Raw genomic sequence first — 25355 nt, forward strand, 5'->3', positions numbered from 1 at the left:
CATGACGATCAGCGCAGCGCCACTCATCTACATCCTGATCTTCGTCGCGGTTCTGTTCCTCGTCGAAGGCATCTACCTGACGGTCTTCGGCAAGTCGATCAGCCTCAACAGCCGCGTCAGCCGCCGTCTGGCGCTGATGGAGAAGGGCGGCAACCGCGAACAGGTTCTGGAACAGCTCCGCAAGGAGATGAGCCAGCACATGTCGGCAAAGGGCATTCCGCTTTACTCGATCCTGGCCAACAAGGCGCAAAAGGCCAACATCGCCTTCTCGCCCAAGGCCTTGGTCGGGATCATGGCCCTGCTGGCCGTCTTCGCCTATCTCGGGTTGACCATCGGCACCGCGGCCGCACTGCCGTTGCGAATTGCCATCGCGGTCGCGATGGGGATCGGCGGCGTCTATGTCTGGGTGAACAACAAGGCCAAGAAGCGCCTGGCCCTGATCGAGGAGCAGCTGCCCGACGCAGTGGAACTGATGGTCCGCTCGCTGCGCGTCGGCCACCCTTTCTCGTCGGCGATCGGTATTGTGGCGAAAGAGGTCGGCGATCCGCTCGGCTCGGAATTCGGCTTCATCGCCGACGAGGCCGCCTATGGCCGCAACGTGGCCGACAGCCTCAAGGCCTTTGCCGAACGGATGGACATGCAGGATTTGCGCTTCCTCGCCGTTGCCGTGTCGATCCAGCAAACCTCGGGCGGCAACCTGGCCGAAATCCTCGAAGGCTTGGCAAAGGTCATCCGCGCCCGCTTCAAGCTGTTCCGGCGGGTGAAGGCGATCACCGCCGAAGCGAAGTGGTCGGGCATGTTCCTGTCGGGCTTCCCGATCGTCGCGCTGATCCTCATCAACGTGATCAAGCCGGACTATTTCGACGGCGTGAAGGACACGGCGGCCTTCATTCCCGCCTGCCTCGTCGTCGCTGTGCTGCTCATCATGAACGTGATCTTCATGAAGATCATGGTCAACATCAAGGTCTGAGGTCCGGCCATGTCCATGCTGTCTTCCCTGAACCAGGCCCTGATCGACAAGCTCGGCCCTCTCGGCCCGCTGATCGCCGTTGGCGGCTTCGGTCTGCTGCTGGTGCTGATCGTCCTGCCGACCTTGCTGAAGAAGCAGGTCGATCCGCTGGACAAGATCAAGGCGCAGGCAACCGTCACCCCCAAGGCCGCACCGGCGCAGCAGGCGCTGCGCCGTGCCGACAAGACCGACAAGCTGCAAAAGTTTGCGACCTTCCTTGAACCGCAGGACGCGGAAGAGCTTTCGTCCTCTCGGCTCAACATGATGCGGGCCGGCTATCGGTCGAAGAACGCCGTCCGGGCTTTCCACTTCGCGCAATTCGCTCTTGGAATCGGCTTTCTGCTGATCGGCGTGATCTATGCGCTGTTCATCTCGGCGACCGGCGATATCGGTACACAGACACTCGTGCTTTCGACCATCGGACCGGGTGCTGCCGGATACTACCTGCCGCAATACTGGATCAAGCGCCGCACCCAGGAACGTCAGGGCCAGATTACCTCGGGGTTCCCTGACGCGCTTGATATGATGCTCGTCTGCGTCGAGGCAGGTCAGTCTCTCGACCAGTCGATCCTCCGCGTGTCCAAGGAAATCCGTGCGGGTTATCCTGCGCTGGCCGAGGAGTTCGAGATCGTCGGTCAGGAAGTGAAAGCCGGCAAGGAACGCGTGCTCGTGCTCAAGGACATGGCCGAGCGCGTTGGTCTGACGGATGTATCCTCTTTCGTGACCGTGCTGGTCCAGTCGGCAACCTTCGGTACCTCGATCGCCGACGCGCTTCGCGTCTATGCGGCGGAAATGCGTGACAAACGCGTGATGCGCGCCGAAGAGAAAGCGAACACCTTGCCGACGAAGCTTACCCTCGGCACAATGATGTTCACCGTGCCGCCGCTGATGATCATCCTTGTCGGACCATCGATCTACAGTGTCGCCACCACGCTCGGGAAGGGATAGCGCTTCGAATGAACAGGCCCTGGATGTCCGCGCTGCTTGCGGTGGTACTTCTGGGGGCCTGCGACACGGGGCGGCCGCTTTCTGCCGAAAACGCTGCCCCCGCCGTCGACCCGCATGGCAACGCCGTAAGCGGGCTGGATGTCGGCAATCAGTTGATGGCTGCCGGTGAATACGAACTAGCGCTCAAGGCCTATTACCGGGCGGCGAGCGAGGAAGGCATGACTGCTGACGTCCTCTCGGGGATCGGGTCGGCGGATCTGAAGCTGGGCCGGCTGGGCCAGGCGGAAATGATCCTGCGCCGCGCACTCGAGATGGATCCAAGGAACGTCCCCGCGCTGAACAACCTTGGCGTGGTGCTGATGGAGGAAGGCAAGACCGGTGAAGCGCGCAGGGTGTTCGAGCAAGCCTTTGCCTATGACAGTGGCGCGTCGGACGCGATCCGCGAAAATCTGCGCCTTGCCATCGCCAAGACCGAGAGCACCGCTTACACTGAGACCAATGAGGACAATGGGTTCTCATTGGTTCGCAAGGGACAGGGCGAATACCTGCTTCTTACGGACCTCTGAGGGCCGAGCAGCAACAGGACGCAAAATGCGCCACCCAGTCTTACTCGCGCTGTGCCTCAGTGGCACTGCGCTGACCGTCGGTTGCGTCGGAAACAACGATGCCGATGTCAGACGTGCAATGGACAGCGTCAACGTCATCGACGAAAGCAACCTCAACGACATCATGCTGACCGTCGGCGACCCTGACGAGGCCGTGAACTATTTCCAGAATGCGGTCCAGCAGAAGCCGGACCGGATCGACCTCAAGCGGGGCCTCGCGAAGTCGCTGGTCCGCGCCGACAAGCCGAACGAGGCAGCCGCAGTGTGGGCGACCATCGTCGCAAGCCCGCAGGCGACCAATGCAGACCGTGTCGACTATGCCGACGCGCTGATCCGCAGCAACGATTGGACGAAGGCCGAGGCGCAGCTGGCCCAGATCCCGCCCACCTACGAGACTTTCGAGCGCTACCGCCTCGAGGCGATGGTGGCAGACAGCAAGAAGCAGTGGAAGAAGGCAGACAGCTTCTATGACACGGCGCAGGGGCTGACGACGCAGCCGGCCGGAGTGCTGAACAACTGGGGTTTCTCGAAACTGTCGCGCGGCGATTATCCGGGAGCCGAGAAGCTGTTCCTTGAATCGCTGACTTACGATCCGACCAAGTTCACCACCAAGAACAACCTGATCCTGGCCCGCGGCGCCCAGCATAAATATGACATGCCGGTCATCGACATGACCCAGCAGGAACGGGCGCAGCTCATGTACACGCTGGCGCTGACGGCGATCAAGCAGGGCGACGTGACCGTCGGCAAGGGCCTGCTCCAGGATGCGATCGACACCAGCCCGCAGTATTTCGAGGCCGCCCAACGCAGCCTCGACGCGCTGACCGACAACGCCAACACAAGTACGAACTGATGACCACAACCGTCTGGACCGCACTCTGGTTTCTGCCCTTCCTGCTCCCGATCGCGGTCTGGGTCGCCTGGAGCGACATGAAGTTCATGAAGATCCCGAACATGGCGGTGCTGGCAATGATCGCCGTGTTCGCGGTCATCGGCCTGATCGCCCTGCCGGTCGATGTCTGGGCCTGGCGGTGGGTGCAGGCCCTTGTCGTGCTGGTGATTACGTTTCTGCTCAATGCGGGCGGCGCGATGGGGGCGGGCGATTCCAAGTTCATCGCCGCGATGGCGCTGTTCATTCCCCAGGACGACGCCCGCTTCGCCCTGGCGCTTCTTGCCGCGGCCATCCTTGGCGCCTTTGCCAGCCACCGCGCCGCACGCGCGATCGGACCGATCCGCGCCGCTACCGCCGACTGGGCCTCGTGGACACACCGCAAGTTCCCGATGGGTCTCGCCCTGTCGGGTACGCTGATCTTCTACTTCCTCGCCGCGCTCTGGCTTGGCCTCGCGCATTAACGATTTCACAAGTGCTGCCGGGAAAGATCGCCCGGCCGACCTTCAGGTGACGCGATGAACGTGCAGTCGAAACCCGGAGTGACCGCCCCCCCCGCGCCGCGCACGCTGGCCGAAACCGGGCTGGGCGTCGTGATGATGCGGGACATCCTGCTCAAGACCATGTTCCGCATGAACCTCGATCTGGTCAGCGTGATCTCGCGCCAGATCTGCCTGCCTGTGAACGTTACGCAGGAACTCGTCGACCTTGCCCGAGGCCAGAAGCTGCTCGAGGCGACGGGGACGCTGCATGCCACCAGCGGCAACGAGATGGGCTATCAGCTGACCGATGCCGGCCGCTCGCGCGCGCTCGATGCGCTCAGCCAGTCCGAGTACTACGGCGCAATGCCAGTGCCGCTCGACATCTATCAGGAGCAGGTGAAGCGCCAGTCAATCCGCGACATCAAGATCAGCCGCCAGCAGCTCGTTGGCGCCATGGGCCACCTGATCCTGCCAAGCGACCTGCTCGACCACCTTGGCCCCGCCGTCACCTCGGGCCGGTCGATCCTGATGTATGGCCCGCCCGGCAACGGAAAATCCTCGATCTCGAACGGCATCCGCGCCGCGATGGGCGACAAGATCTACATCCCGCGCGCCATCGAGTATTCCGGGCAGGTGATCTCGGTCTACGACCCGATCGTGCACCGCGCCGCGGAAGAGGCCGTAGATGACCCGACGTCGTTGCGCCGCACCTCGAACCGCTTCGACAACCGCTATGTCTATTGCGAACGGCCCAGTGTCATCACCGGGGGCGAGCTGTCGCTCGACATGCTCGACCTGACCTACAACCCGGTCGCCCGCACCTATCAGGCGCCGCTGCAGCTGAAATCGACCGGCGGCATCTTCATCATCGACGACCTTGGCCGCCAGCAGGAGCCGCCGCAGAAGATCGTCAACCGCTGGATCGTGCCGCTGGAAGAGGGCCGCGACATCCTCGCCCTGCAATCGGGCGAGAAGTTCACCGTGCCCTTCGACACGCTGGTGATCTTTTCCACCAACTTCCACCCCAACGAGATCTTCGACGGCGCCGCCCTGCGCCGGATCTTCTTCAAGATCAAGATCGACGGCCCGAACCAGGAAAACTTCCTGAAGATCTTCGCCATGGTCGCCCGCAAGAAGAAGATGCCGCTGGACGAGACCGCGCTTCTGCACCTGATGAAGAACAAGTTCCCCAGCATCAACAACAACTACGCCAACTACCAGCCGGTCTATCTGATCGACCAGATGATCTCGGTCTGCGAGTTCGAGGGCCTGCCCTACCAGATGACCCCCGAACTGATCGACCGCGCCTGGGCCAACATGTTCGTCCGCGACGAGAAGATCGCGAAGTAGGGTTGGCGCCTGCAATCAATCAATCTTGACCGCGCTATACTCGGTCTGGCGTACTCCGTCAGCACGATATTCAGTAATGTCTGCGTTCAGATTGAACAATCCTCGCGGGTCCATGTCCCTAAGCACGATGACTACTGGTCTGAGATTAGGGCCGACCTGAGTTCTGACCTTGAATACTCTGTACCTGCAACCATCGACCTCGACGACAGATTCCCTGAGAATTGCGACAACCATCTCCACAGGTGTCTCGCTGTTGTCCGGATGGACCATATGACCAGTCCGTCGGACGACGGTCCCCACGCGGAGGGCTTCACGAGATGGTAGTTCACTGTCCCAGACATATCGGTTCGTCTTCCTGCCCTCATCCCATGTGTTCTCGATAGGGAACAAGCCAAGATGGGTCACGGCTGTCAGGCTCTGGCCGTTGCTCGTAAACACCGAATAATGAAATCGTAGCCCGTCGACGCGCTCGTTTGTTTGGACCGTACCATCCCGGTAGACGATACGATGTGGAACTTGGCCTGCTTCCGTGTCGATGCACTTGGCCAACAGAGCCGACGGAAAAGAAAGCACTGCCGCCATGACCAGTGCGAGCACACAACGCTGCGGCCCAGCAATGGCCGAATCTGCCCGAGGCATGGTTGCCGCTACTCCCAACTTGTCCATCGCGATTGCTCCGGCAAGACCTCATCAGCTTGATCCTAGAGTTTGAGCACCTCGAAGTCAGTAGAGTTCTGACCCATCGCCCTATACGTCTTCGAAATGGTCGACCTTCCCGCCCCCCTTGCCCGATGGTTCGCGTCCCGTGGATGGACGCTGCATCCACACCAGCAGGCGATGCTCGACCGGGGCGACGAACCGGCCCTTCTGTTGATCGCACCCACGGGTGGCGGCAAGACCCTGGCGGGCTTCCTGCCCACGCTCGCCGAGCTGGCCGACGGCCGGCACAAGGGCCTGCACACGCTTTACATTTCCCCCCTGAAGGCGCTGGCCGCCGACATCCGCCGCAACCTGCGAACGCCGGTCGAAGGGGCGGGCCTGCCGATCCGGATCGAGGACCGGACCGGCGACACGAGCTATACCCAACGCCGCCGCCAGCGCGCCGACCCGCCGCATATCCTGCTGACCACGCCGGAAAGCCTCGCCCTTCTGCTCAGCTACGAGGACGCCCCCCGCATCTTCGTCGGCCTGCGCCGCGTGATCGTCGACGAAATCCACGCCCTTGCCGAAAGCAAGCGCGGTGACCAGCTGATGCTGAGCCTCTCTCGGCTGGAAACCCTTGCCCCCGGCCTTCGCCGGGTCGGCCTGTCGGCCACGGTCGAGGACCCGCCGGCGCTGGCCCGCTTCCTTGGCCGCAACCCCGACCCCTGCCCGGTGCTGCTCGCCGATCCGGGGCCGGAGCCCGACATTTCGATGCTGGTGACCGAGGAGCCGCCCCCGTGGTCTGGCGGCGGTGGCCGCTACGCCATCCCGGCGATCCTGGACGAGGTCAAACGCCACCGCACCACCTTGATCTTTCACAACACACGGGCCCAGGCCGAGATCTTCTTTCACGCCCTGTGGTTGCAGAATTCCGATGATCTGCCGATCGGCATCCATCACGGCAGTCTCGCCCGCGAGCAGCGTGAGCGGGTGGAACAGGCGATGGTCGAGGGCCGCCTGCGCGCGGTCGTCTGCACCGGCTCGCTCGACCTCGGTATCGACTGGGGTGACGTGGACCTGGTGATCCAGGTCGGCGCGCCAAAGAACGTCAAGCGCCTCGTCCAGCGCATCGGTCGCGCCAACCACCGCTATAACGCCCCCTCCAAGGCGCTGCTCGTCCCCGCCAACCGCTTCGAGGTGGTCGAATGCCAGGCCGCGCTCGATGCCGTGCGCGAGCACGACCTCGACGGCGAGCCTCGCGGCCCGGGCCCCCGCGACGTGCTGTGCCAGCACATCCTCGCCACCGCCTGCGCCGGTCCTTTCGACGCCGACGACCTCTACGCTGAAGTCATAGCAGCAGGACCCTATACCGCCCTCACCCGCCCCGCCTTCGACGCCTGTCTCGACTTCACGGCGACCGGCGGCTATGCGCTGCGTGCCTATGACCGCTGGCAGCGGCTGATGCAGGTGAACGGCCGCTGGCAGCTCCGCGATCCGCGCGCGGCGGCAGTGATCCGCCAGAACCTCGGCACGATCATCGACACCGAACTCCTGAAGGTGCGCCTCCACAACCGCTTCGGCGGTTCCCCCCTTGGTGAAGTCGAGGAGGATTTCGCCGCCTCCCTGACCCCTGGCGACACCTTCCTGATCGGCGGCGAGGTCGTGCGCTACGAAAGCCTGCAGGAGATGACCGTGCAGGTCAGCCGCCAGCCCGGCCGCGACCCGCGCGTCGCGGTGTTCATGGGCACGAAATTCTCGACCTCGACTCTTCTGACGCACCGGATCCTCGAGATATTCCGCCAGCCGAGTTGGCCCGAATTGCCCCGCCACACCGCCGAATGGCTGGCCCTGCAACGCGAGGTCTCGCGCCTGCCCACCGAGGACCGGCTGCTTCTGGAAAGCTTCCCCTATGACGGGCGCGAACACCTCGCCGTCTATGGGTTCGCCGGCCGCAACGGCCAGCAGACGCTCGGGTTGCTCCTGACCAAGCGGATGGAGGAGATGGGCCTTGCCCCCCTCGGCTTCGTCGCCACCGACTATGCCACGCTGATCTGGGGGCTGGACCCGGTCACTGACCCCGCGCCGCTCTTCGATCCCGACCTGTTGCGGCAAGGGCTGGAAACCTGGCTGCAGGGAAACACGGTGATGAAGCGTACCTTCCGCAACGTGGCGATCGTCGCCGGCCTGATCGAGCGCAGCCACCAGGGCCGTCGCAAGACCGGGAGGCAAGCGAGCTTTTCCTCCGACATCCTCTACGACACGCTCCGCAAATACGACCCCGACCACCTCATGCTGAAGATCACCCGCGAAGAGGCGATGCGCGGCTTGGTCGATTTCGGGCGGATCGAGGCGATGCTTGCCCGCATCGGCGGTCGCATCGACCTTGTCCGCCGCGACCGGGTCACACCCCTCGCCGCGCCGATGTTCTTCGAGCCCGGCAAGATCCCGGTCGAAGGTGCCGGCCGCGAGCGCCTGATGTCCGTGGCGGCAGAGCGCCTCATGCAGGAAGCGGGTCTTGCCTGATGTCACCCGCCGGTGCATGAACGAAGCATGAACTGGCATGACGTCACCTTCACAGGACAACGCCTGCGCGCCTTTCCCTCCGGTGCGCTTTTCTGGCCGGAAGAGAACCTCCTCTGCGTCTCCGACCTGCATCTCGGCAAGTCCGAACGCCTCGCCCGACGCGGCGGCGCGCTGCTGCCGCCCTACGAGACGCGCGAGACCCTCGCCCGCCTTGATGCGGACCTCGCGGCCACGGGCGCGGTGCGGGTGGTCTGCCTCGGCGACAGCTTCGACGATAGCGGGGTCGCCGAGGCTCTGGCTGAAGAAGAAACGCTCTGGCTCCTGCGCATGATGGCCGGGCGCGACTGGACCTGGATTGCCGGGAACCACGATCCCGCGCCACTGACCCTGGGCGGCGAACACCGAGCGGAACTGCGGCTTGGCCCCCTCACCTTCCGCCACATCGCCGAGCCGCCAGCCACAGGCGAGGTCTCCGGCCACTACCACCCCAAGGCCAGCCTCGCCGGACAGAGCCGCCCCTGCTTTCTCATCGACACGACCCGGATCATCCTGCCCGCCTATGGCGCCTACACGGGCGGCCTGCGCAGCCATGACCCGGCGCTGACTGCGCTCATGGACCGGACCGCGCTCGCCATCCTGACCGGCACGCGCTGCCTCGTCCGGCCGATGCCGCGATAGCCGCGTCCTGCCCGTCTCTTTTGCCCAAGTATCCCGAGGGTGAATGGGCCGAAGGCCCAGAGGGGGCAGCGCCCCTTTCCCCTTACGCCGTCAGGCCAGCCGGCTCCGGCAGCCCGTTCGCGCGGCAGCAGGCGGTCAGAGTGTTGGCGAGCAGGCAGGCAATGGTCATCGGCCCGACCCCACCCGGCACCGGCGTGATCGCGCCCGCGACCTTCACCGCGCTGCCGAAATCGACGTCGCCCACCAGCTTGCCCTTGCCGTCCCGCTCGATGCGGTTGATGCCCACGTCGATCACCGTCGCGCCCGGCTTAACCCAGTCGCCCGGGATCATCTCGGGCCGGCCGACCGCCGCCACGAGGATATCCGCGCCCCGGCAGACCGCCCCGAGGTCCTTAGTCCTGGAATGGGCAATAGTCACCGTGCAGCTATCCCCCAGTAGAAGCTGCGCCATCGGCTTGCCGACGATGTTCGACCGCCCGACCACCACCGCGTTCAGCCCGGCGAGCGAGCCATGATGGTCGCGCAGCATCATCAGGCAGCCAAGCGGCGTACAGGGCACCATCGACTTCTGCCCGGTGCCAAGAAGGCCCACGTTCGAGATATGGAACCCATCCACATCCTTCGCCGGGTCGATGGCGTTGATGACCAGATCGCTGTCGAGGTGCTTCGGCAGTGGCAGCTGCACCAGGATGCCGTGCACCGCCGGATCGGCGTTGAGGTTGGCGATCAGCGCCAGCAGGTCGGCTTCCGAGGTCTCGGCGGGCAGCTTGTGCTCGAAGCTCGCCATGCCGACCTCGAGCGTCTGGGTGCCCTTGTTGCGGACATAGACCTGGCTCGCAGGGTCTTCGCCCACCAGCACCACGGCGAGGCCAGGCGTGATCCCGTGCTCTTCCTTCAGCCGCGCCACATGGGCCGCCACTTCGCCCCGCACCTTGGCCGCAAACGCTTTCCCGTCGATGATCGTCGCCGTCATTCACTTGTCCCCTCTGAGCGAGTCCGGCCCGAGCACGGATTCCTCGCGGGCAATCGACCAGTCGATCAGCCGACGCCACAGTTTTTCGACCAGTTCCGGCGGCAGGCCATGCGTCACAGCATGACGGCGCACGTTGGTCACCACCTCCTCGACCCTGGGCGTGATCCGCGCCGGCAGGCCGAGCGTTGCCTTGAGTTCCCCGGCCCGGTCGATATAGGACGCCCGCTCCGCAAAGAGGGCGACCAGCGTTTCGTCGATCCGGTCGATCTCGGCCCGGATATCGGCCATCGAGGTGCAATCGGCAGGGGATTTCATCGCGGCTCTCACTGTGACTGGGACGCCTGCACTTAGCGCGGACGCCCCGATCACGCAACGCGACAGGCTGTCAGAACAGCCCTTCGACGTTGCCCTCTTCGTTCAGCCGGATCACCTCGGCCGACGGCACCTTGGGCAGGCCCGGCATGGTCATGATCTCGCCGCAGATGACCACGATGAAGCCGGCACCTGCCGAGAGGCGCACTTCGCGCACCGGAACCGAGTGACCCGTCGGCGCGCCGCGGACGTTCGGATCGGTGGTGAAGCTGTACTGCGTCTTGGCCATGCAGATCGGCAAGTGACCGTAACCCGCCGCTTCCCAAGCCTTCAGCTGGTCGCGGATCGACTTGTCGGCCAGCACCTCGTCGGCGTGGTAGATCCGCTTGGCGATGGTCTCGATCTTCTGGAACAGCGGCATTTCGTCCGGGTAGAGCGGGGCGAAGTGCGACGCGCCGCTTTCCGCCAGCTGCACCACCTTCTTTGCCAGTTCCTCGATCCCGGCCGAGCCTTGGGCCCAGTGCTTGCAAAGGATCGCCTCGGCGCCTTGCGCCGCGACATAGTCCTTCACCGCCTGGATCTCGGCATCGGTGTCCGAATAGAAATGGTTGATCGCCACCACGACCGGCACGCCGAAGGATTTCACGTTGGCGATGTGGCGGCCGAGGTTCGGGCAGCCTTTCTTCACGGCATCGACGTTCTCGGCACCAAGGTCAGCCTTGGCGACGCCGCCGTTCATCTTCATCGCACGGACGGTCGCCACGATCACCGCGGCGGCCGGCTTCAGCCCGGCCTTGCGGCACTTGATGTCGAAGAACTTCTCGGCACCCAGGTCGGCGCCGAAGCCGGCTTCGGTGACCACATACTCGCCGAGCTTCAGCGCGGTCGTCGTCGCGATGACCGAGTTGCAGCCGTGGGCGATGTTGGCGAAGGGGCCGCCATGCACGAAGGCCGGGTTGTTTTCCAGCGTCTGCACGAGGTTCGGCTGCATCGCGTCCTTCAGAAGCACCGTCATCGCGCCGTCTGCCTTGATGTCCCGGCAGTAGATCGGCTTCTTGTCGCGGGTATAGGCCACGACGATATCGCCCAGACGCTTCTGCAGGTCCTTGAGGTCCTTCGACAGACACAGGATCGCCATGACTTCCGATGCCACGGTGATGTCGAAACCGGTCTGGCGCGGGAAGCCGTTCGAGACGCCGCCGAGCGAGACGACGATGTCGCGCAGCGCGCGGTCATTCATGTCCATCACCCGGCGCCACACCACGCGGCGCTCGTCGACGCCAAGCTCGTTGCCCCAGTAGATGTGGTTGTCGATCATCGCCGACAGCAGGTTGTGGGCGGACGTGATCGCGTGGAAGTCGCCGGTGAAGTGAAGGTTCATCTCCTCCATCGGGACGACCTGGGCATAGCCGCCGCCGGCCGCGCCACCCTTCATGCCGAAGTTCGGGCCAAGCGAGGCTTCGCGGATGCAGACGACCGCCTTCTTGCCGATGCGGTTCAAGCCGTCGCCCAGACCCACGGTCGTTGTCGTCTTGCCCTCGCCCGCCGGGGTCGGGTTGATCGCGGTCACGAGGATCAGCTTGCCGTCCGGCTTGCCTTCAAGCGACTTGATGAAGTCCTGCCCGATCTTGGCCTTGTCGTGGCCGTAGGGGAGCAGGTGTTCCTGCGGAATGCCCAGCTTCGATCCGATTTCCTGGATCGGCTTTTTCTTGGCTTCACGCGCAATTTCGATATCGGTCTTCACGGCCATGAACAGTCTCCCTGGCGGGCCCTTGCCCTTGGCCACGGTGATAGCGGCCCGTTTGCGACGCGGAAGGCGTTTTCCGACCTCTCGGCCCCAAATTCCGCCAGAGGCTGTTTCCGATCGGAAAGTCTGGAATGATCAGAGAGAAAATTCCGCAAGCGGAACTTTCATTCCAACGATCAGACGTCGCGTGCCTCGTCGTAATGCGCCCAAACAGGCTGATCGGGGACGTGCAGACGAATGGCTTCACCCAGGCGGAAGGTGCCCTCGCGCTCGACCCAGGCGGTGATCCCGCGCCGCCCGGCAGCGGAGGGCTTGAACGCCTTGCCAAAGCCCGGATGCGCGTTTTCGATCGGACGGGCCGGCAGAGTGCAGGGCCGGTTCTCCATGTCCACGACGATGGTTGCGCCGCCCTCGCCCTGAAGACGCGCCGAGGGCGGAACGCGACTGAAATCAGGGATCCCGGCGATCACCATCGTTGCGCCGACCAAAGCGGGATCAAGCGCGCGCAACCCCATCTCTGCGGCGATGGCATCAAGCTCCTCCTGCGACAAGACTGAAAGCTGGCGAGTATTCCGTATCTCGGTACCCCTCGGATACTGCGAGGTGACGCGGCTGCAGGACGACCGCGTCAGGCCGCCATGTGATTCCTCCTCTGGACCGCCGAAGGAGACGGCAAGCGTCTCGCGCGGCGTCGAGGCCAGTGCAGCATCCCGGTCCGGCACTGTCCCCAGCCAGACGATGCGCCCGGTGAACCGGGTGGGGATCAGGGCAGGCATCGGTCAGACCTCCAGCGTGATGAACAACCGCCGGAAGGGAAACAGCACGCTGCCATCAGGCGCAAGTGGATAAGCCTCGGACAGTGCAGCATCGTATGCGGCAACAAAGGCGTCGGCTTCCTCGACCGACATCGCCTCGACGAAGGGCCGCATCCCTGTGCTTTCGGTGAAGCGGCGCACGGGGTGACCGCTCTCTGTCATGTCGAGATTCTGGAGATACTCGGTCTCCCAGAGATTGACCCGCCCGAGCGGCGCCAGCATCTGCCAATAGGCCTCGGCCGACCAGACGGGCGGTTGCCAACCGGCGAAAGAGAACCGGCGGGGATGCAACTTTTCCGCGAGGTCGCGCATCAGCCGATGCGACGGCGCATCGTACTGGCGCGGCATCTGGATAGCGAGCCAGCCACCCGGTGCCAGCAGCCGCGCAAGCCGCGGCAACAGAAGCTCATGCCCACTCAGCCATTGCAGCGCAGCATTGGAGAAGATCAGCGCGGGCGGCTTGTCAGGTTGCCATAGCGCTGCATCCGCCTCGGACAGGCGATGGTAACAGCCCGTATCCGCGGCCTTCGCCAGCATAGCGGGCGAGGTGTCTATCCCGATGCGCTCGTGATCTGGCCAGCGGGCCGCCAGCGCCTCGGCCACGGCGCCGTTGCCGCAGCCCAGATCAACCACCGGACCATCAGGCAGTGCCCCGACCTGCGCCAGGAGGTCAAGCGCAGGGCGCAAACGCAAACCCCGAAACCTGGCATAGGTCTCGGGGTTCCAGTCGTTCATCGCCAGCGATCCGGCTTCAGGCAGAGGGCTCGGGTTCTAGCCCACCCGAACGCGGGGCCTTCGGCTTGGTCTTCGGGATCGAGACAAGGCTAGGCGCATTGCCTCCGGCCGGAGGCGCGTCGGCATCGTCGCCACCGCCAAGCGCCTCGCCGCGGATCACCTTCTGGATCTCGTCGCCGGTCAGCGTTTCGTATTCCAGAAGACCCTTGGCGAGCCGCTCGAACTCCTCGGATTTCTCCAGAAGGATCTTCCGCGCCGTCTCATAACCTTCGTCGATCAGCCGCTTCACCTCGGCCTCGATCAACTCCTTGGTATGGGCCGAGACCGAGAAGCCGGGCGTATTGCCCTGATAGCCGGCATGGGCTTCGGAGTAATCGATGTTGCCGACCGAGTCCGACATGCCCCAGTGCATCACCATCGCGCGAGCCAGCGAGCTGGCCTGCTGGATGTCCCCTGCGGGGCCAGACGAAACGCCTTCCTCGCCATACTTGATGATCTCGGCCGCCTTGCCGGCCATGGTCATGGCGATCTTCTGCTTGCCCTCGTCCTTGTGCATGTTCAACCGGTCCATCTCGGGCAGGCTGACCACCATGCCAAGCGCACCGCCGCGCGGGATGATCGTGGCCTTGTAGACCGGATCGCATTTCGGCAGGCTGAGGCCGACGATGGCGTGACCGGCCTCGTGATAGGCGGTCTTTTCCTTCTGGTCGGCGGTCAGCACCATGCTGCGGCGCTCGGCGCCCATCATGACCTTGTCCTTGGCATTCTCGAAATCGACCATCGTCACGAACCGCCGCCCGACGCGCGCAGCCAGCAGCGCCGCCTCGTTGACGAGGTTCATGAGGTCGGCGCCCGAGAAGCCCGGCGTGCCGCGCGCGATCAGGCGCAGGTCGACGTCGGGCCCGAGCGGAACCTTGCGGGCATGGACGTTGAGGATCTTCTCGCGGCCCTTGATGTCGGGGTTCGGCACGTGGATCGTCCGGTCGAAGCGGCCGGGACGCAGCAGCGCCGGGTCGAGCACGTCCTTGCGGTTGGTCGCCGCGACGATGATCACGCCCTCGTTCGCCTCGAAACCGTCCATCTCGACCAGAAGCTGGTTCAGCGTCTGTTCACGCTCGTCGTTGCCACCGCCAATGCCCACGCCGCGCGCACGGCCCACGGCGTCGATCTCGTCGATGAAGACGATGCAGGGGGCGTTTTTCTTGGCCTGTTCGAACATGTCGCGGACGCGGGACGCACCCACACCGACGAACATCTCCACGAAGTCCGAGCCCGAGATGGTAAAGAACGGCACGCCAGCCTCGCCTGCAATGGCGCGGGCGAGCAGCGTCTTACCCGTGCCGGGCGGACCGACAAGCAGCGCCCCTTTCGGGATTTTGCCGCCGAGACGGCTGAATTTTTGCGGGTTGCGCAGGAATTCGACGATTTCCTCAAGCTCTTCCTTGGCCTCGTCGATGCCGGCAACATCATCGAAGGTCACACGACCATGCTTCTCGGTCAGCAGCTTGGCCCGGCTCTTGCCAAAGCCCATGGCGCCACCGCGGCCCCCGCCCTGCATCCGGTTCATGAAGAAAATCCAGATGCCGATCAGGACGAGGAAGGGCAGCCAGAGTGACAGCAGGCTGAAGAAGCCCGACTGTTCCTGCGGCTCGACCCGGACTTCGACATTCTTGGCGATCAGCCGATCGGCGACATTCTCGCCCGTCGGCTTCACCGAAACGAGCTGGTTGCCGTCCTTGGTACGGATCAGGATCCGTTCGCCATCAAGCGTGACACCGGAGATATCGCCCGCATCCACCTTGGCGATGAAATCCGAATAGGAAATCGACCGCGACGACACCGTCGCCTGACTTCCGCTGAATAGATTGAAGAGCGCCAGGATCAGAAGGAAGAGGACGACCCAGAACGCGATGTTTCGTGCATTGCCCACGAATAAACTCCCAAACCGCCATGCAGCGACGCGGGCTGCAGCGTTGACACATAAGATAGACATATCGACGGGGCGTTCAATGCGATAACGGCAAAAGTTGCAGGTCGGCAGTCCCCCTGACGGGCTCTGCGCGCCATTCCGCCTCGGCCCGAGCAAGCGGAGCGGCGACAAGCTCTGTCCCGGACCAGATCGCGGGGGACGCCAGAAGTGCCGGGCGGGGCAGACCGGAGGCCCGCCAATCGGGGCAATGCGCCAGCCCCTGCGCGCCAAGGGCCCGCACCTCGACGCCCGGCTTTACAGGTCCCTCCACCCGCCACCGCCGGTCCCAGATCGCACCGGGAACTGCCGCAGGCCCCACTGCCTTCGCCTCGCGAACCGCGCGGATCCCGCCTTCATGGCGAAGGAAGCGGCAGCCGGCCAGTGTCGCGGTGCGCCCCTGCCGAAGTGTCGAGAGAAGCCCCATGACCTGCCCGGAGCGCGGCGGATAATCTGCCGGAGCGACAAACGAGATCGTTGCCAGCAACAGGCGCCGCGCGATCTCGTCGGTCTGCTCGGCCAGCGCGGCAGGCGAAAGGACGACGTCAGCCCGATCGGCCCGCATCGCCCCGCGCGCGACGTCGGCCGTTAGCCGCTCCAGTGCCTGGCGGGCTGACTGCATCTGGCGCGCGACATCGGCAAGGACCTCAGATGTGATGCCGAGTTGCCCCAGAACCGTTAGCGCCCGCCGCGCCCTCACCCGATCGAAGCGCAGCGCTTCGTTCGACGGGTCCTCGATCCAGCCCTGTCCCCTAGCCCGGAGGTAGTCTCGGAGTTCCTCTCGCCCGACATCGAGAAGCGGCCTTGCCCAGGTGATGCCCAGGTGATGTCTCCGCGGCGACATGGCCGAAAGCCCATCCACCCCGGCACGCCGTGCAAGGCGCATCACCACGGTCTCAGCCTGGTCGTCGCGCGTATGGGCAAGGGCGACGCTGGAAAGGCCCCTGCCCTTCGCCCAATCAGAGATCAGCCGCAGCCGCGCCCGGCGCGCTTCGTCCTGCAGGTTGCCGGTGCGGTCCCAGCCCTGCCAGCACAGCACGGTATGTGGCACACCCAGCCGATCGCAGAGGCCCGCGACCCAGTCCGCCTCTGCCGCCGCCTCGGGACGCAGGCCGTGATCAACCGTCACGGCGACTGGACGTAGACCCGCCTGGACCGCGAGGCAAAGGAGCGCGACCGAGTCCCCGCCCCCCGAAACGGCAAGGCCCGGCGTTTCCGCCGGGCCGAAAAAGCGCGCCACCCTGTCGGGCAGAGTGTCCGTCACTGGCAGGCCATGCCCTGCAGCGAGACCGTAGCCTGCGAGGCCTGCTCGGTTCCCGGGAAACGAGCACCAACCTCTTTCAGCGTCACACAGGCCTCGGGCGTCTGACCAAGGGTACCAAGGCTCTGGCCAAGGCGCAGCAGCGCATCAGGCGCGAAGCTGCCGTTCGGGGTGCCCGAGAAGCTTTCGAGATAGGAGCGCGCCGCATTCGGGATGTCCCCGAGCTGGGTCAGCGCATCGCCCCGCAGAAGCAGCGCCTCTGCACTCAGGGGGCTGCCCGGGTAGGTTTCGGTAAAGGTCTTAAGCTGGTCCGCGGCGGCTCGAAAGTCACCCTGACCGAGCACCCCCTTGGCTCGGTCGAAGTCTGCCTTTTCGTTGACCGCAAGATCGGGCGCAGGATCGGCAGAACCGGCCTGTGCCGCAGGGTCCGACGTTGCGGCAGCCGCACCGACCGTTGCTGCGGCCTGGCCCCCGAGCGGAGCGGTATCGCCCAGCTTGCTGACGTCACCGCCTTCGAGTTCGGTCACGCGGAATTCGAGATCCCCGATGCGGTTGGTGCCATCGGTGACGACCCGGTTGATGCGGTTCTGCAGTTCCTCGGTCTTCGAGGTGAGCTCTGCAAGCGCCGCTTCAATCGCATCCATGCGTTGGAGGGCCGACCCGCCCGCCACGTTCGGGTTGGATGCCCCAGATGCCGTCAGCTCGGCCTTCAGCGAGTTCACATCCGCAGTCAACGTGTTCAACTCGGCCCGGATGTCGGCGAGCGTTTGCGTGCGGTCTTGCGCCAGTGCCGGAACCGGCAGCAGCACAAGAACCAGGACGGCGATCAGGCGGCGCATCGATGGCTACTCCCGCAATCCGGACTTACGCTCCGCCGCCCATCTGCAGGACGGTCACCGCGCGGCGGTTCTGCGCGAAGCAGCTTTCTTCCGAGCAGACGGCGATCGGGCGTTCCTTGCCGTAGGACACGGTGCGCATCCGGCTGGGCGCGACGCCTTGGGAAATCAGGTAATCCTGAACCGAGCTGGCGCGACGGGCGCCAAGTGCGAGGTTATACTCACGCGTTCCTTGTTCGTCGGCGTGACCTTCGATAATGATGGCATAGTCCGGGTTGGACTTCAGCCAGGTGGCCTGACCGTTCAGCGTCATGCGGGCCGCGTCGCTGAGCGTGCTCTGGTCCACGGCGAACAGCACGCGGTCGCCGACGCGCTGGTTGAAATAGGCCACAGATCTCGGATCGTTCGGATCGCCAAGAGCAGACGAGCCGATACCACCCGCGCCGCCTACCCCACCGGCGCCACCCGCGCCACCAGCACCATTGGCATAGCGGTTGGGATTGTTGCAGGCCGCGAGACTCAGCGCCGCGACGATCAGCAGCACCTTCGGAAAGATCGACATGGGGACTTCCTTCTTGCTCTTCTTGGTTCGGAATTTGCTCGATGGGCGAAAGAATAACAGTGTTCGCGCCGCCCTGCAAACCAGGGCGGCGCGCGTTTGGTCAGGGCAGAAGCGGCGACCAGGACGGGTCGGAAGCCGGGGTCGTGGTGTTTACCTTCCGGAGGTTCCGGCCCGAGATGTCGACCGTGTAGAGCGCCGGTTCGCCATTCGCGCCTGCCCCCTGCCGGGTGAACATGATGACGCGGCCGTTCGGCGCCCAGGTCGGGCCTTCGTCGAGGAACGACGAAGTCAGCAGACGTTCTTCCGAGCCGTCGATGCGCATGACGCCGATGTGGAACCGGCCTTGGTGCTGCTTGGTGAAGGCGATGTAGTCGCCGCGGGGCGACCAGACCGGTGTGCCGTAACGGCCGGGACCGAAGCTGATACGCACCGGCTCGCCGCCACCCGCTGGCATGACGTAGAGTTGCTGCGTGCCTGACCGGTCGCTTTCAAAGACGATCTGCGATCCGTCCGGCGAATAGGATGGCGCGTTCTCGATCGACGGCGCGGTGGTCAGTCGCTGCGAGTTGCCAGATTTGCTGTCCATAAGGAACACGTCGGTATTCCCGCCCTGCTCCAGCGAGAAGGCGATCGTGCGGCCATCCGGGGCAAAGCGCGGCGCGAAAGTCATCGTGCCCTGTTGTTCCTGCAAGGCCCGCGCCTGCATGTTCCCGAGGTTCATCATGTAGATGCGCGGGAAACCGCTCTGGAACGAGGTGAACAGGATCGAGTTGCCGTCGGGCGAGAAGCGCGGCGCCAGCACGATGGTCGAGCTGTCGGTCAGGTACTGCGCATTGGCGCCGTCGTAATCCATGATCGCCAGACGCTTCAGGCGGTTGTCCTTGGGACCGGATTCCGAGACATAGACCACGCGGGTGTCGAAATAGCCGCCCTCGCCCGTGATCCGGCTATAGACCTGATCGGCAACCTTGTGCGCCATCCGTCGCCATCCCGAAGCGGAACCGGCGAATTGCAGACCCTCGCCCATCGGCTGTTCCGAGAAGACGTCGAACAGGCGGAACTTGACCACCACTCGGTCGCCGCTGGCGCTGACCGCACCTGTGACCAGCGCCTGCGCGTTGATCGCCTTCCAGTCGGCATAGGTGACCGGAGCGTCGAAGCTCGTCACGTTCGAGATGAAGGCGTTGGAGGGAATGGTGCGGAACAGGCCCGTTCCTTCCAGATCGGCTGCAACGACCGCCGAGATGTTGGCCGCAAGCTCGGCTGCCGCGGCATTCTCGGCGATGAACTGAGGCACGGCGATCGGCATAGGCTCGATCACACCTTCGGTGATGTCGATACGCAGCGGGCCGTCCTGGGCGAGCACAGGCAGGCCAAACCCAGCCACCAGCCCCATCGCCAGCGCGACCGGCAAGGTCAGCTGTTTCAAAAGGGTCATTTGATCCTCATCTTGTCCGGGTTGAAGGTCATTTCGATGTTCTTCCACTCGTCGTACTTGTCAGCGGGCAAAGGAAAACCCGAGGCTCCGCAGCGGATGATGGCGCGCCGGGCGGCCTCGAAGGCCTGACGGGCACTGGCATCGCTACCGCCCTCATAACCGATCATCTGGATCGAGCTCGCATCCGGCATCCGGTTCTGTCCGACCGAGACACTGACCGTCACGGTCGTGTTCAGCGCTTCGGAAGACAGCGATCCGACGTTCCAGCATTTCTGCACAGCGACACGCAACGCGTCTTTCTCGGCCCCGGTCATCGGCGGACCCGACGAACCGCCACCGGAACTGCCACCAGTCTCGGCTGGCGCATCCTCGGTCAGGGCCGATGCCAGCGCGTCGTCAATCGCCGATTGGTCCGCCGCATCCTCGGTCGCAGCCGCCTGCTCCTCGGCGGAATTGTCTGCGGCGGTGGCGGTCTCGGTCGGCGCTTCGGTGGTTTCCTTCGGCGGTTCGGCGGCCTTGGCGGGCTTCTCGGGACGCTGGCGCGGCAATATGCTGGCCGTCGGCGCAAGCTGTTGCGGCTCGTTGGTCTCAACGGCGTCGGGGTTGATCTCGGTGGTCGCCTCTTCCGGCGCGGCGGCCTTCTTCGGCTCCTCGACCACCTGCGCGTCGGGGCTTTCCTTCGGCGTCTCGGCTGGCGTGGGCGTTTCGGCCAGTTCGGCATCAGGGGCCGGCTTGTCGGCGGGGAGAGGCGCGACACGGTCGGCTTTCTTCGGCTTCGGCGGTGCGGTTGTCGGCGGCACGACGACAGGCTGCTCCTGGTCCGTGATCGGCGCCAGGGGCTCGGGCGCAACAACTTCGTCCGGCACCGGCAAGGGCGCGATCTCGGTCACGTCCGGGTTCTCGTCGGGCTTGGGCTCCGGCTCGGCCTTGGGCTTTGGCGGCGCCTTGGGCTTGGGCGAGGTCTTGGGCGTGGTTGTCGTTTCGGTCTCGGTCTTCGCCGGCTTTTGCTCGGGGGACTCGGCCTTGGGCTTGTCGGGCTGGGCAGCCATCATCGCGTCGAACTCTGAGTTCGACATCAGCGATACTTCGGTCACGGCGACAGCAGGGGCATCCGGCGGGGTCGAGAAGAACCCGCCCACCAGCACCCACAGGATCAGCACGCCGTGCCCGATACCCGAGATGATCTGCCCCGTGTTCATCCGCGCCGGGCCCTCAGCCGCCCGAACCGCCGTTGCCCGACCCGCCGTTGAACGTCGGGCCGTCGGAATCCGTCACCAGACCGATGTTCCGGAAGCCACCGGCATTCAGCGCCCCCATGACCTGCGCCACACGCTGATACGGCACCGATCCGTCAGCCCGCAGGAAGATCTTGTCGCTCGTCCGCTCGGCGGAGATTGCCTGGAGCTTCGGGATCAGGTCCGCGTCCGCGACATCGGTCGTCTGCAGCGCAAGCCCGCCGTCGGCCTTGATGGTGATCGACAGCGGCTCTTCCTGCTCGGTCGGAAGTGCAGTCGCCGCCGTATCGGGCAGTTCGACCGGAACGCCAACCGTCAGCATCGGGGCCGCCACCATGAAGATGATGAGCAGAACAAGCATCACGTCCACGAAGGGCGTGATGTTGATGTCCGACATCGCGGCGCTCGAACCGCGCCGGCGGCGGCCTCGACGCCCGCTCGCCCCTTTGCCCTTGACGACCCCCGCGCCCATCTCAGTCGGCGTCCAGTTGACGGGACAGAATGGTGGCGAACTCGTCTGCGAAAGCTTCGTAGCCCGAGATGATCCGCTCGCTGTCGGCGTTCAGCTTGTTGTAGAAGACGACAGCCGGAATGGCGGCCACGAGGCCGACCGCCGTCGCCATCAGCGCTTCGGCGATGCCCGGGGCCACGACGGCAAGGTTGGTGTTCTGGCTGATCGCGATCTGCTCGAAGCTGTGCTTGATCCCCCAGACGGTGCCGAAGAGGCCAATGAAGGGTGCCGTCGAGCCGACGGTCGCAAGGAAACTCAGACCGGCGTTGAGGTATTCGCTTTCCTTCGAGATCGCGACGTCCATCGACCGGTCGATCCGTGACTGCGCGCCGGCGATCAGCGCCCCGTCCTGCCTGTGGCTGCGACGCCATTCCAGCATTCCGGCGGCAAAGATCTTCTCGCTCGCGCCTTCGGGATTTGGGCCGATATTCTCGAAAAGCTCGTCCAGCGGCTCGCCCGACCAGAAGGACCGGTCGAAGATCGCGGCCTCGGCCCGTGCCTTGCGGAAGATGATATGGCGTTGGATGATGATCGCCCACGACCAGAAGGACGCGACGATCAGCATGATCATCACGATCTTCACAGTTAGGGTCGCGCGGGCGAAAAGGGCGAGCATGGAGAAGTCGATCTCCTGCGCCGTCGCAAGGGTTTGGGTATCCATCGAACCTGCTCGTGGGTTGGCCGCGTTCTTTTTTCGGCGGCTCATTGCATGTGATTCTAGCCGGTTTCCAGAGGGAATGCCAACACATCTGCGTTTATGCGCGGCGCGGCGCCCGCATTGGCTCACAAATGGCAAGATCGTTATGCCGCAACGCGGCGAAGTGAAAGATTATGTCGCAGAGCTGTGATCGCCCGAGACAAGTTGCCTTGCCAGAGCCTTGGGAACGCGGGCCGCGCGTCCATCCCGGGTGATGGCGACCAGCGTCACCTCGGCTTCGAACAGTCGTTCGTCGCCCCGAAAAACCGTCTGTCGAAGGACGATCCGCGCGCCGGTAAAGCTCAGAAACTCCGTCTCCACGACCAATTCGTCATCGAAACGGGCCGCCAGCAGATAGTCGGCCTCGACCCGGCGGACGGCAAAGACCAGACCTTCCTCGTCGCGCAGACGGGTCTGGTCGATGCCAAGGCTGCGCACCCATTCGGTACGGCCGCGCTCGATGAATTTCAGGTAGTTGGCGTAGTAGACGATCCCTGCCAGGTCTGTGTCTTCGTAATACACGCGGACGGGAAATCGATGCGGCATCGGACCCTCGGGGAAGTTACACCCCCTGCTACAGGCCGATGCCGCCAAAATGCAAGCGCAGGCTCAGAAGGATCCGCGAAGGACTGTCTCGCTCAACGGGCGGCGCTGGCTCGGCACTTCGCGGGCACGAAGAGCCTCCGGCAGCGTCGCCGGGTCACCGAGTTCGCCAATCGCCACCACGGCATTGATGGCGTGATCCGCGGGCAGCCGGATCGTCGCGGCGAGAGCTTCGCGGTCAAACCCGGCCATGCCGTGAGTATGCCAGCCCTCCTTGCGGGCCTGGATCGCAAACGACGCCCAAGCGGCGCCGGTATCAAATGCATGGAGTCCGTTCGGCGCAGGTTCGCTCGCCCCGGGCCAGACCGCCGTGGTGACCGACGCAAAGATGACAAGCGCTGCGGCATTGCCGGCCCACAGCCGATTATTGCCGGACAAGGTCTCGACAATTCGATCGAAGGCAGGCTCGCCGCGCAGCGCAACCACAAACCGCCAGGGCTGCACGTTGGCCGCCGAGGGCGCCCAACGGGCAGCCTCGAGAAGGCCCAGCAATTCGGACTCGCTGATCGGCGCATCGCCGAAAGCGCGCGGAGACCAACGCTCGACGAAGACGGGGTCGACGGGGTGATCCGGGCTCCGGGTTGAAAAAGACAGCGCGTTCATTGCTCTAGCCTCCAAGGCAAACTAAACTGTTCACTTTGAAGATTGAACTCTCAGCCGATCCTTTCAACCTTCGCACCCGCAGAACGACCTGCACAGAAATGCACAAGTCGGCTGATCCGGCAGCCAGATTACCGAGGGATACAACCATGTCGCTGATGGTCTTGGGGTCAGGTTTCGGACGAACAGGAACGACAGCGCTGAAGGATGCCCTCGAGACCCCGGGCTTTGGCCCTTGCCGCCAAATGAAGGAAGGCTTTGCCAATCCGGGAACAGGTCCTGCAAGGGCAGGCGCTTGCAGATGGCGGGGATGTCGACCTGACGGAGGAGTTCGGCGGGTCTGTCTCACAGGTGGACTGGCCTGATCTGGGATCTTGCCCTTGTGCCGGAGGCGAGGTTTCCTAAGTCCGAAGACGTCGCCAAACGAAAGGGCATGCCATGACGCTCCGCTCAACACTCCTCTCCGGGGCCATGGTGCTGGGAACCGTCTTGCCGTCAATGAGTGGCGCCCAGGAGGTCGGTCGCGTCGGAGTGGACTGGGTCGGCAACGACATCGTGATCGAGGCTATCCCCGATCCGAAGGTGCAGGGCGTGACCTGCCACGTCGCCTATTTCGACCGCTCGCTGATTGACCGGCTTCAGCAGGGGAACTGGTTCGAGGACCCTTCCTATTCCGCCATCGATTGCAGCCAGACCGGCCCGATCGTTCTGGGCGACATCGACGAAAGCTCAAGCGGCGAAGACGTGTTCTCGGAGAGCCGATCGCTGATCTTCAAGACGATCAAGGTCACACGGATCTATGACAAGACGAACCACACTCTGGTCTATCTTGCCCATGCCAGCGAATTGACCCAAGGGTCGGGCAAGATGTCGATCTCGACGGTGCAGGTGCCGCAGAACTAGTTGGCGCGCGGCAGTCGCGCCGCGAGTCGCAAGGCATGGCTCGGATCGCGCGCGACCTTGGGCAGGACGGGATCGTAAGCTGCCCGGATCACCGCAGCGATTTCGGGTCTCAGGATGACAGTTCCGCCGGACTGGGCGAGCGGTGACTGGCGGCCGAAGGCCTGGTCGGACCAAAGCAGCACCGTATGCACCGCCTGGGCCAAGGCGAGCGTCTCGACTGACGTCTCGGAGAGGTGAGCATCCATCCGTAGGAAAACGAAGGCGGCCTTGATTGCGCCGTCCCGGTCGAAACGGAAATGGCGGTACTGGTTCGCCTCGTCCTTTGTCAGCCGGCTGCAGAGCGAACGCAAATTCGGGATCAGCCGATCCAGATCGGGCACCTCCAGCAGTTCGGCCCAGTCACGGATGAAGAAGACCATCAGGTTGACGCCAAGCTCGGGATCGGTCTCGGCCATCGGAAGGCCGGCGAGGGCGGCAACCGCCTCGAATGCGCCCTTCACGACACGGAGGGTCGCGTCCTCGACGCCAAACACGACCGGCGCGATGGGACGTCCCCATCGTGAGAACAGGTAGCTTCCATCTGAGCGGGTAAACAGCCCCGCAAGGGTGTTGCTCATAATCGTGTCGGCCATGAACTATCCTTCCGGCGGCACTCGGTCGCGCCGCCGGAAGGTCTTAGCGAGGCCTCGCTTCCCCGCCAAGATGCCGGTTCCGGATCAGAGCGTCCCTTCATTTGTCATGGACATGACCTCCACGACCGCTCCTCCGTTGATCAAGCATTTCCACGGTGCGCGGTCTGGCCCGACCCCAACCATCACCATGTTGTTGGCCTCGGACGTTTGCGAACTCAGCACGGTCACCGTATTGCCCGTCTGCGCCGCAACCGCACCAAGGCAGGCGCTCTCGTCAGAGGCGGGTGCCATGCGCAGGGCGTCGGTGGAAGACCCTGAGGTTTCGGATTCCACGCAGGCGGAAAGCCCGGCTAAGGCAGCAAGGGCGAGACCAAGGCAAAGGGCGTTCATGTCGTTCCTTTCT

Annotated in this window: 28 protein-coding genes; 10 read left to right on the forward strand and 18 right to left on the reverse strand. The window is 64.4% G+C overall.

Going from position 1 to position 25355, the window contains the following annotated elements; all coding sequences use genetic code 11:
• The first annotated feature begins 1 nt into the window (after position 1).
• The 6 genes from L0V05_RS00515 to L0V05_RS00540 are packed head-to-tail and all read left to right on the forward strand — an operon-like array spanning position 2 to position 5283.
• Positions 2-970: a type II secretion system F family protein gene (locus L0V05_RS00515; protein WP_234867325.1), complete on the forward strand. Its 969-nt coding sequence runs from the start codon at positions 2-4 to the stop codon at positions 968-970.
• A 9-nt stretch (positions 971-979) separates the two neighbouring features.
• Complete coding sequence (locus L0V05_RS00520; RefSeq protein WP_234867328.1) at positions 980-1957, forward strand: type II secretion system F family protein; 978 nt, start codon at positions 980-982, stop codon at positions 1955-1957.
• A gap of 23 nt (positions 1958-1980) precedes the next feature.
• On the forward strand, positions 1981-2523 hold the full coding sequence (locus tag L0V05_RS00525; RefSeq protein ID WP_234867330.1) for a tetratricopeptide repeat protein: 543 nt from the start codon (positions 1981-1983) through the stop codon (positions 2521-2523).
• 25 nt (positions 2524-2548) lie between these two features.
• Positions 2549-3415, forward strand: a complete 867-nt coding sequence (locus tag L0V05_RS00530) for a tetratricopeptide repeat protein (protein WP_234867332.1) — start codon at positions 2549-2551, stop codon at positions 3413-3415.
• Complete coding sequence (locus tag L0V05_RS00535) at positions 3415-3915, forward strand: A24 family peptidase (protein WP_234867334.1); 501 nt, start codon at positions 3415-3417, stop codon at positions 3913-3915. The genes L0V05_RS00530 and L0V05_RS00535 overlap by 1 nt, the downstream gene beginning before the upstream one ends.
• Positions 3916-3969: 54 nt before the next feature.
• Complete coding sequence (locus L0V05_RS00540; RefSeq protein WP_234867336.1) at positions 3970-5283, forward strand: DUF8689 domain-containing protein; 1314 nt, start codon at positions 3970-3972, stop codon at positions 5281-5283.
• 15 nt (positions 5284-5298) lie between these two features.
• Here L0V05_RS00540 and L0V05_RS00545 read toward each other — a convergent pair whose 3' ends face one another.
• Positions 5299-5949 carry a hypothetical protein gene (locus L0V05_RS00545; RefSeq protein WP_234867338.1) on the reverse strand — a complete coding sequence of 217 codons (651 nt, stop codon included), beginning with the start codon at positions 5947-5949 and terminating at the stop codon, positions 5299-5301.
• 96 nt (positions 5950-6045) lie between these two features.
• On the opposite strand from L0V05_RS00545, the gene L0V05_RS00550 reads away from it, so the two are divergent.
• Together L0V05_RS00550 and pdeM are read left to right on the forward strand one after the other, a co-directional pair.
• Complete coding sequence (locus L0V05_RS00550; RefSeq protein WP_234867341.1) at positions 6046-8448, forward strand: ligase-associated DNA damage response DEXH box helicase; 2403 nt, start codon at positions 6046-6048, stop codon at positions 8446-8448.
• Positions 8449-8475: 27 nt separating this feature from the next.
• Positions 8476-9126: a ligase-associated DNA damage response endonuclease PdeM gene (gene pdeM, locus L0V05_RS00555; protein WP_234867343.1), complete on the forward strand. Its 651-nt coding sequence runs from the start codon at positions 8476-8478 to the stop codon at positions 9124-9126.
• A gap of 82 nt (positions 9127-9208) precedes the next feature.
• Here the strand turns inward: pdeM and folD are convergent, their stop codons facing one another.
• From folD to L0V05_RS00630, 15 genes are all read right to left on the reverse strand, one after another.
• Positions 9209-10099, reverse strand: coding sequence for a bifunctional methylenetetrahydrofolate dehydrogenase/methenyltetrahydrofolate cyclohydrolase FolD (folD, locus tag L0V05_RS00560; protein WP_234867345.1), 891 nt, complete (start codon positions 10097-10099; stop codon positions 9209-9211).
• Positions 10100-10414, reverse strand: coding sequence for a chorismate mutase (locus L0V05_RS00565; protein ID WP_234867348.1), 315 nt, complete (start codon positions 10412-10414; stop codon positions 10100-10102).
• A gap of 70 nt (positions 10415-10484) precedes the next feature.
• Positions 10485-12161: a formate--tetrahydrofolate ligase gene (locus L0V05_RS00570; RefSeq protein ID WP_234867350.1), complete on the reverse strand. Its 1677-nt coding sequence runs from the start codon at positions 12159-12161 to the stop codon at positions 10485-10487.
• Between the two features lie 173 nt (positions 12162-12334).
• Positions 12335-12934: an MOSC domain-containing protein gene (locus tag L0V05_RS00575; protein WP_234867352.1), complete on the reverse strand. Its 600-nt coding sequence runs from the start codon at positions 12932-12934 to the stop codon at positions 12335-12337.
• Positions 12935-12937: 3 nt separating this feature from the next.
• Complete coding sequence (locus L0V05_RS00580) at positions 12938-13708, reverse strand: methyltransferase domain-containing protein (RefSeq protein WP_234867355.1); 771 nt, start codon at positions 13706-13708, stop codon at positions 12938-12940.
• Between the two features lie 16 nt (positions 13709-13724).
• Entirely contained in the window at positions 13725-15638 is a 1914-nt protein-coding gene (gene ftsH, locus L0V05_RS00585; RefSeq protein ID WP_234867357.1) for an ATP-dependent zinc metalloprotease FtsH, read from the reverse strand.
• A gap of 76 nt (positions 15639-15714) precedes the next feature.
• On the reverse strand, positions 15715-16938 hold the full coding sequence (tilS, locus tag L0V05_RS00590) for a tRNA lysidine(34) synthetase TilS (RefSeq protein ID WP_234867359.1): 1224 nt from the start codon (positions 16936-16938) through the stop codon (positions 15715-15717).
• Positions 16935-17774 (reverse strand): tol-pal system protein YbgF, encoded by an 840-nt coding sequence (ybgF, locus tag L0V05_RS00595; protein WP_234867361.1) that lies wholly within the window; start codon positions 17772-17774, stop codon positions 16935-16937. Before ybgF ends, tilS begins: the two co-directional genes overlap by 4 nt.
• 25 nt (positions 17775-17799) lie before the next feature.
• Positions 17800-18333 (reverse strand): peptidoglycan-associated lipoprotein Pal, encoded by a 534-nt coding sequence (gene pal, locus L0V05_RS00600; RefSeq protein ID WP_234867363.1) that lies wholly within the window; start codon positions 18331-18333, stop codon positions 17800-17802.
• Between the two features lie 100 nt (positions 18334-18433).
• Positions 18434-19771 carry a Tol-Pal system beta propeller repeat protein TolB gene (gene tolB, locus L0V05_RS00605; RefSeq protein WP_234867365.1) on the reverse strand — a complete coding sequence of 446 codons (1338 nt, stop codon included), beginning with the start codon at positions 19769-19771 and terminating at the stop codon, positions 18434-18436.
• Entirely contained in the window at positions 19768-20970 is a 1203-nt protein-coding gene (locus L0V05_RS00610) for a cell envelope biogenesis protein TolA (RefSeq protein WP_234867367.1), read from the reverse strand. Before L0V05_RS00610 ends, tolB begins: the two co-directional genes overlap by 4 nt.
• 13 nt (positions 20971-20983) lie before the next feature.
• Entirely contained in the window at positions 20984-21478 is a 495-nt protein-coding gene (tolR, locus tag L0V05_RS00615) for a protein TolR (RefSeq protein WP_234867370.1), read from the reverse strand.
• 1 nt (position 21479) lies between these two features.
• Entirely contained in the window at positions 21480-22178 is a 699-nt protein-coding gene (tolQ, locus tag L0V05_RS00620) for a protein TolQ (protein ID WP_234867372.1), read from the reverse strand.
• A 168-nt stretch (positions 22179-22346) separates the two neighbouring features.
• Positions 22347-22760 (reverse strand): tol-pal system-associated acyl-CoA thioesterase, encoded by a 414-nt coding sequence (gene ybgC / locus L0V05_RS00625; protein ID WP_234867374.1) that lies wholly within the window; start codon positions 22758-22760, stop codon positions 22347-22349.
• A gap of 63 nt (positions 22761-22823) precedes the next feature.
• Positions 22824-23420 carry a nitroreductase family protein gene (locus tag L0V05_RS00630; protein WP_234867376.1) on the reverse strand — a complete coding sequence of 199 codons (597 nt, stop codon included), beginning with the start codon at positions 23418-23420 and terminating at the stop codon, positions 22824-22826.
• A gap of 155 nt (positions 23421-23575) precedes the next feature.
• Between L0V05_RS00630 and L0V05_RS00635 the strand changes: the two genes are divergently transcribed.
• Both L0V05_RS00635 and L0V05_RS00640 read left to right on the forward strand, forming a co-directional pair.
• Entirely contained in the window at positions 23576-23782 is a 207-nt protein-coding gene (locus tag L0V05_RS00635) for a sulfotransferase (protein ID WP_234869165.1), read from the forward strand.
• A 73-nt stretch (positions 23783-23855) separates the two neighbouring features.
• Positions 23856-24320 (forward strand): CreA family protein, encoded by a 465-nt coding sequence (locus tag L0V05_RS00640; RefSeq protein WP_234867378.1) that lies wholly within the window; start codon positions 23856-23858, stop codon positions 24318-24320.
• Here L0V05_RS00640 and L0V05_RS00645 read toward each other — a convergent pair.
• Both L0V05_RS00645 and L0V05_RS00650 read right to left on the reverse strand, forming a co-directional pair.
• Entirely contained in the window at positions 24317-24952 is a 636-nt protein-coding gene (locus L0V05_RS00645) for a DUF2927 domain-containing protein (protein WP_234867380.1), read from the reverse strand. The two genes, L0V05_RS00640 and L0V05_RS00645, sit on opposite strands and share 4 nt — an antisense overlap.
• Positions 24953-25036: 84 nt before the next feature.
• Positions 25037-25243, reverse strand: a complete 207-nt coding sequence (locus tag L0V05_RS00650) for a hypothetical protein (protein WP_234867382.1) — start codon at positions 25241-25243, stop codon at positions 25037-25039.
• Positions 25244-25355: the final 112 nt, after the last annotated feature.

It is taken from the genome of Alitabrizicola rongguiensis (genome assembly GCF_021491355.1).
GTDB classification, from domain to species: Bacteria; Pseudomonadota; Alphaproteobacteria; order Rhodobacterales; family Rhodobacteraceae; genus Aliitabrizicola; species Aliitabrizicola rongguiensis.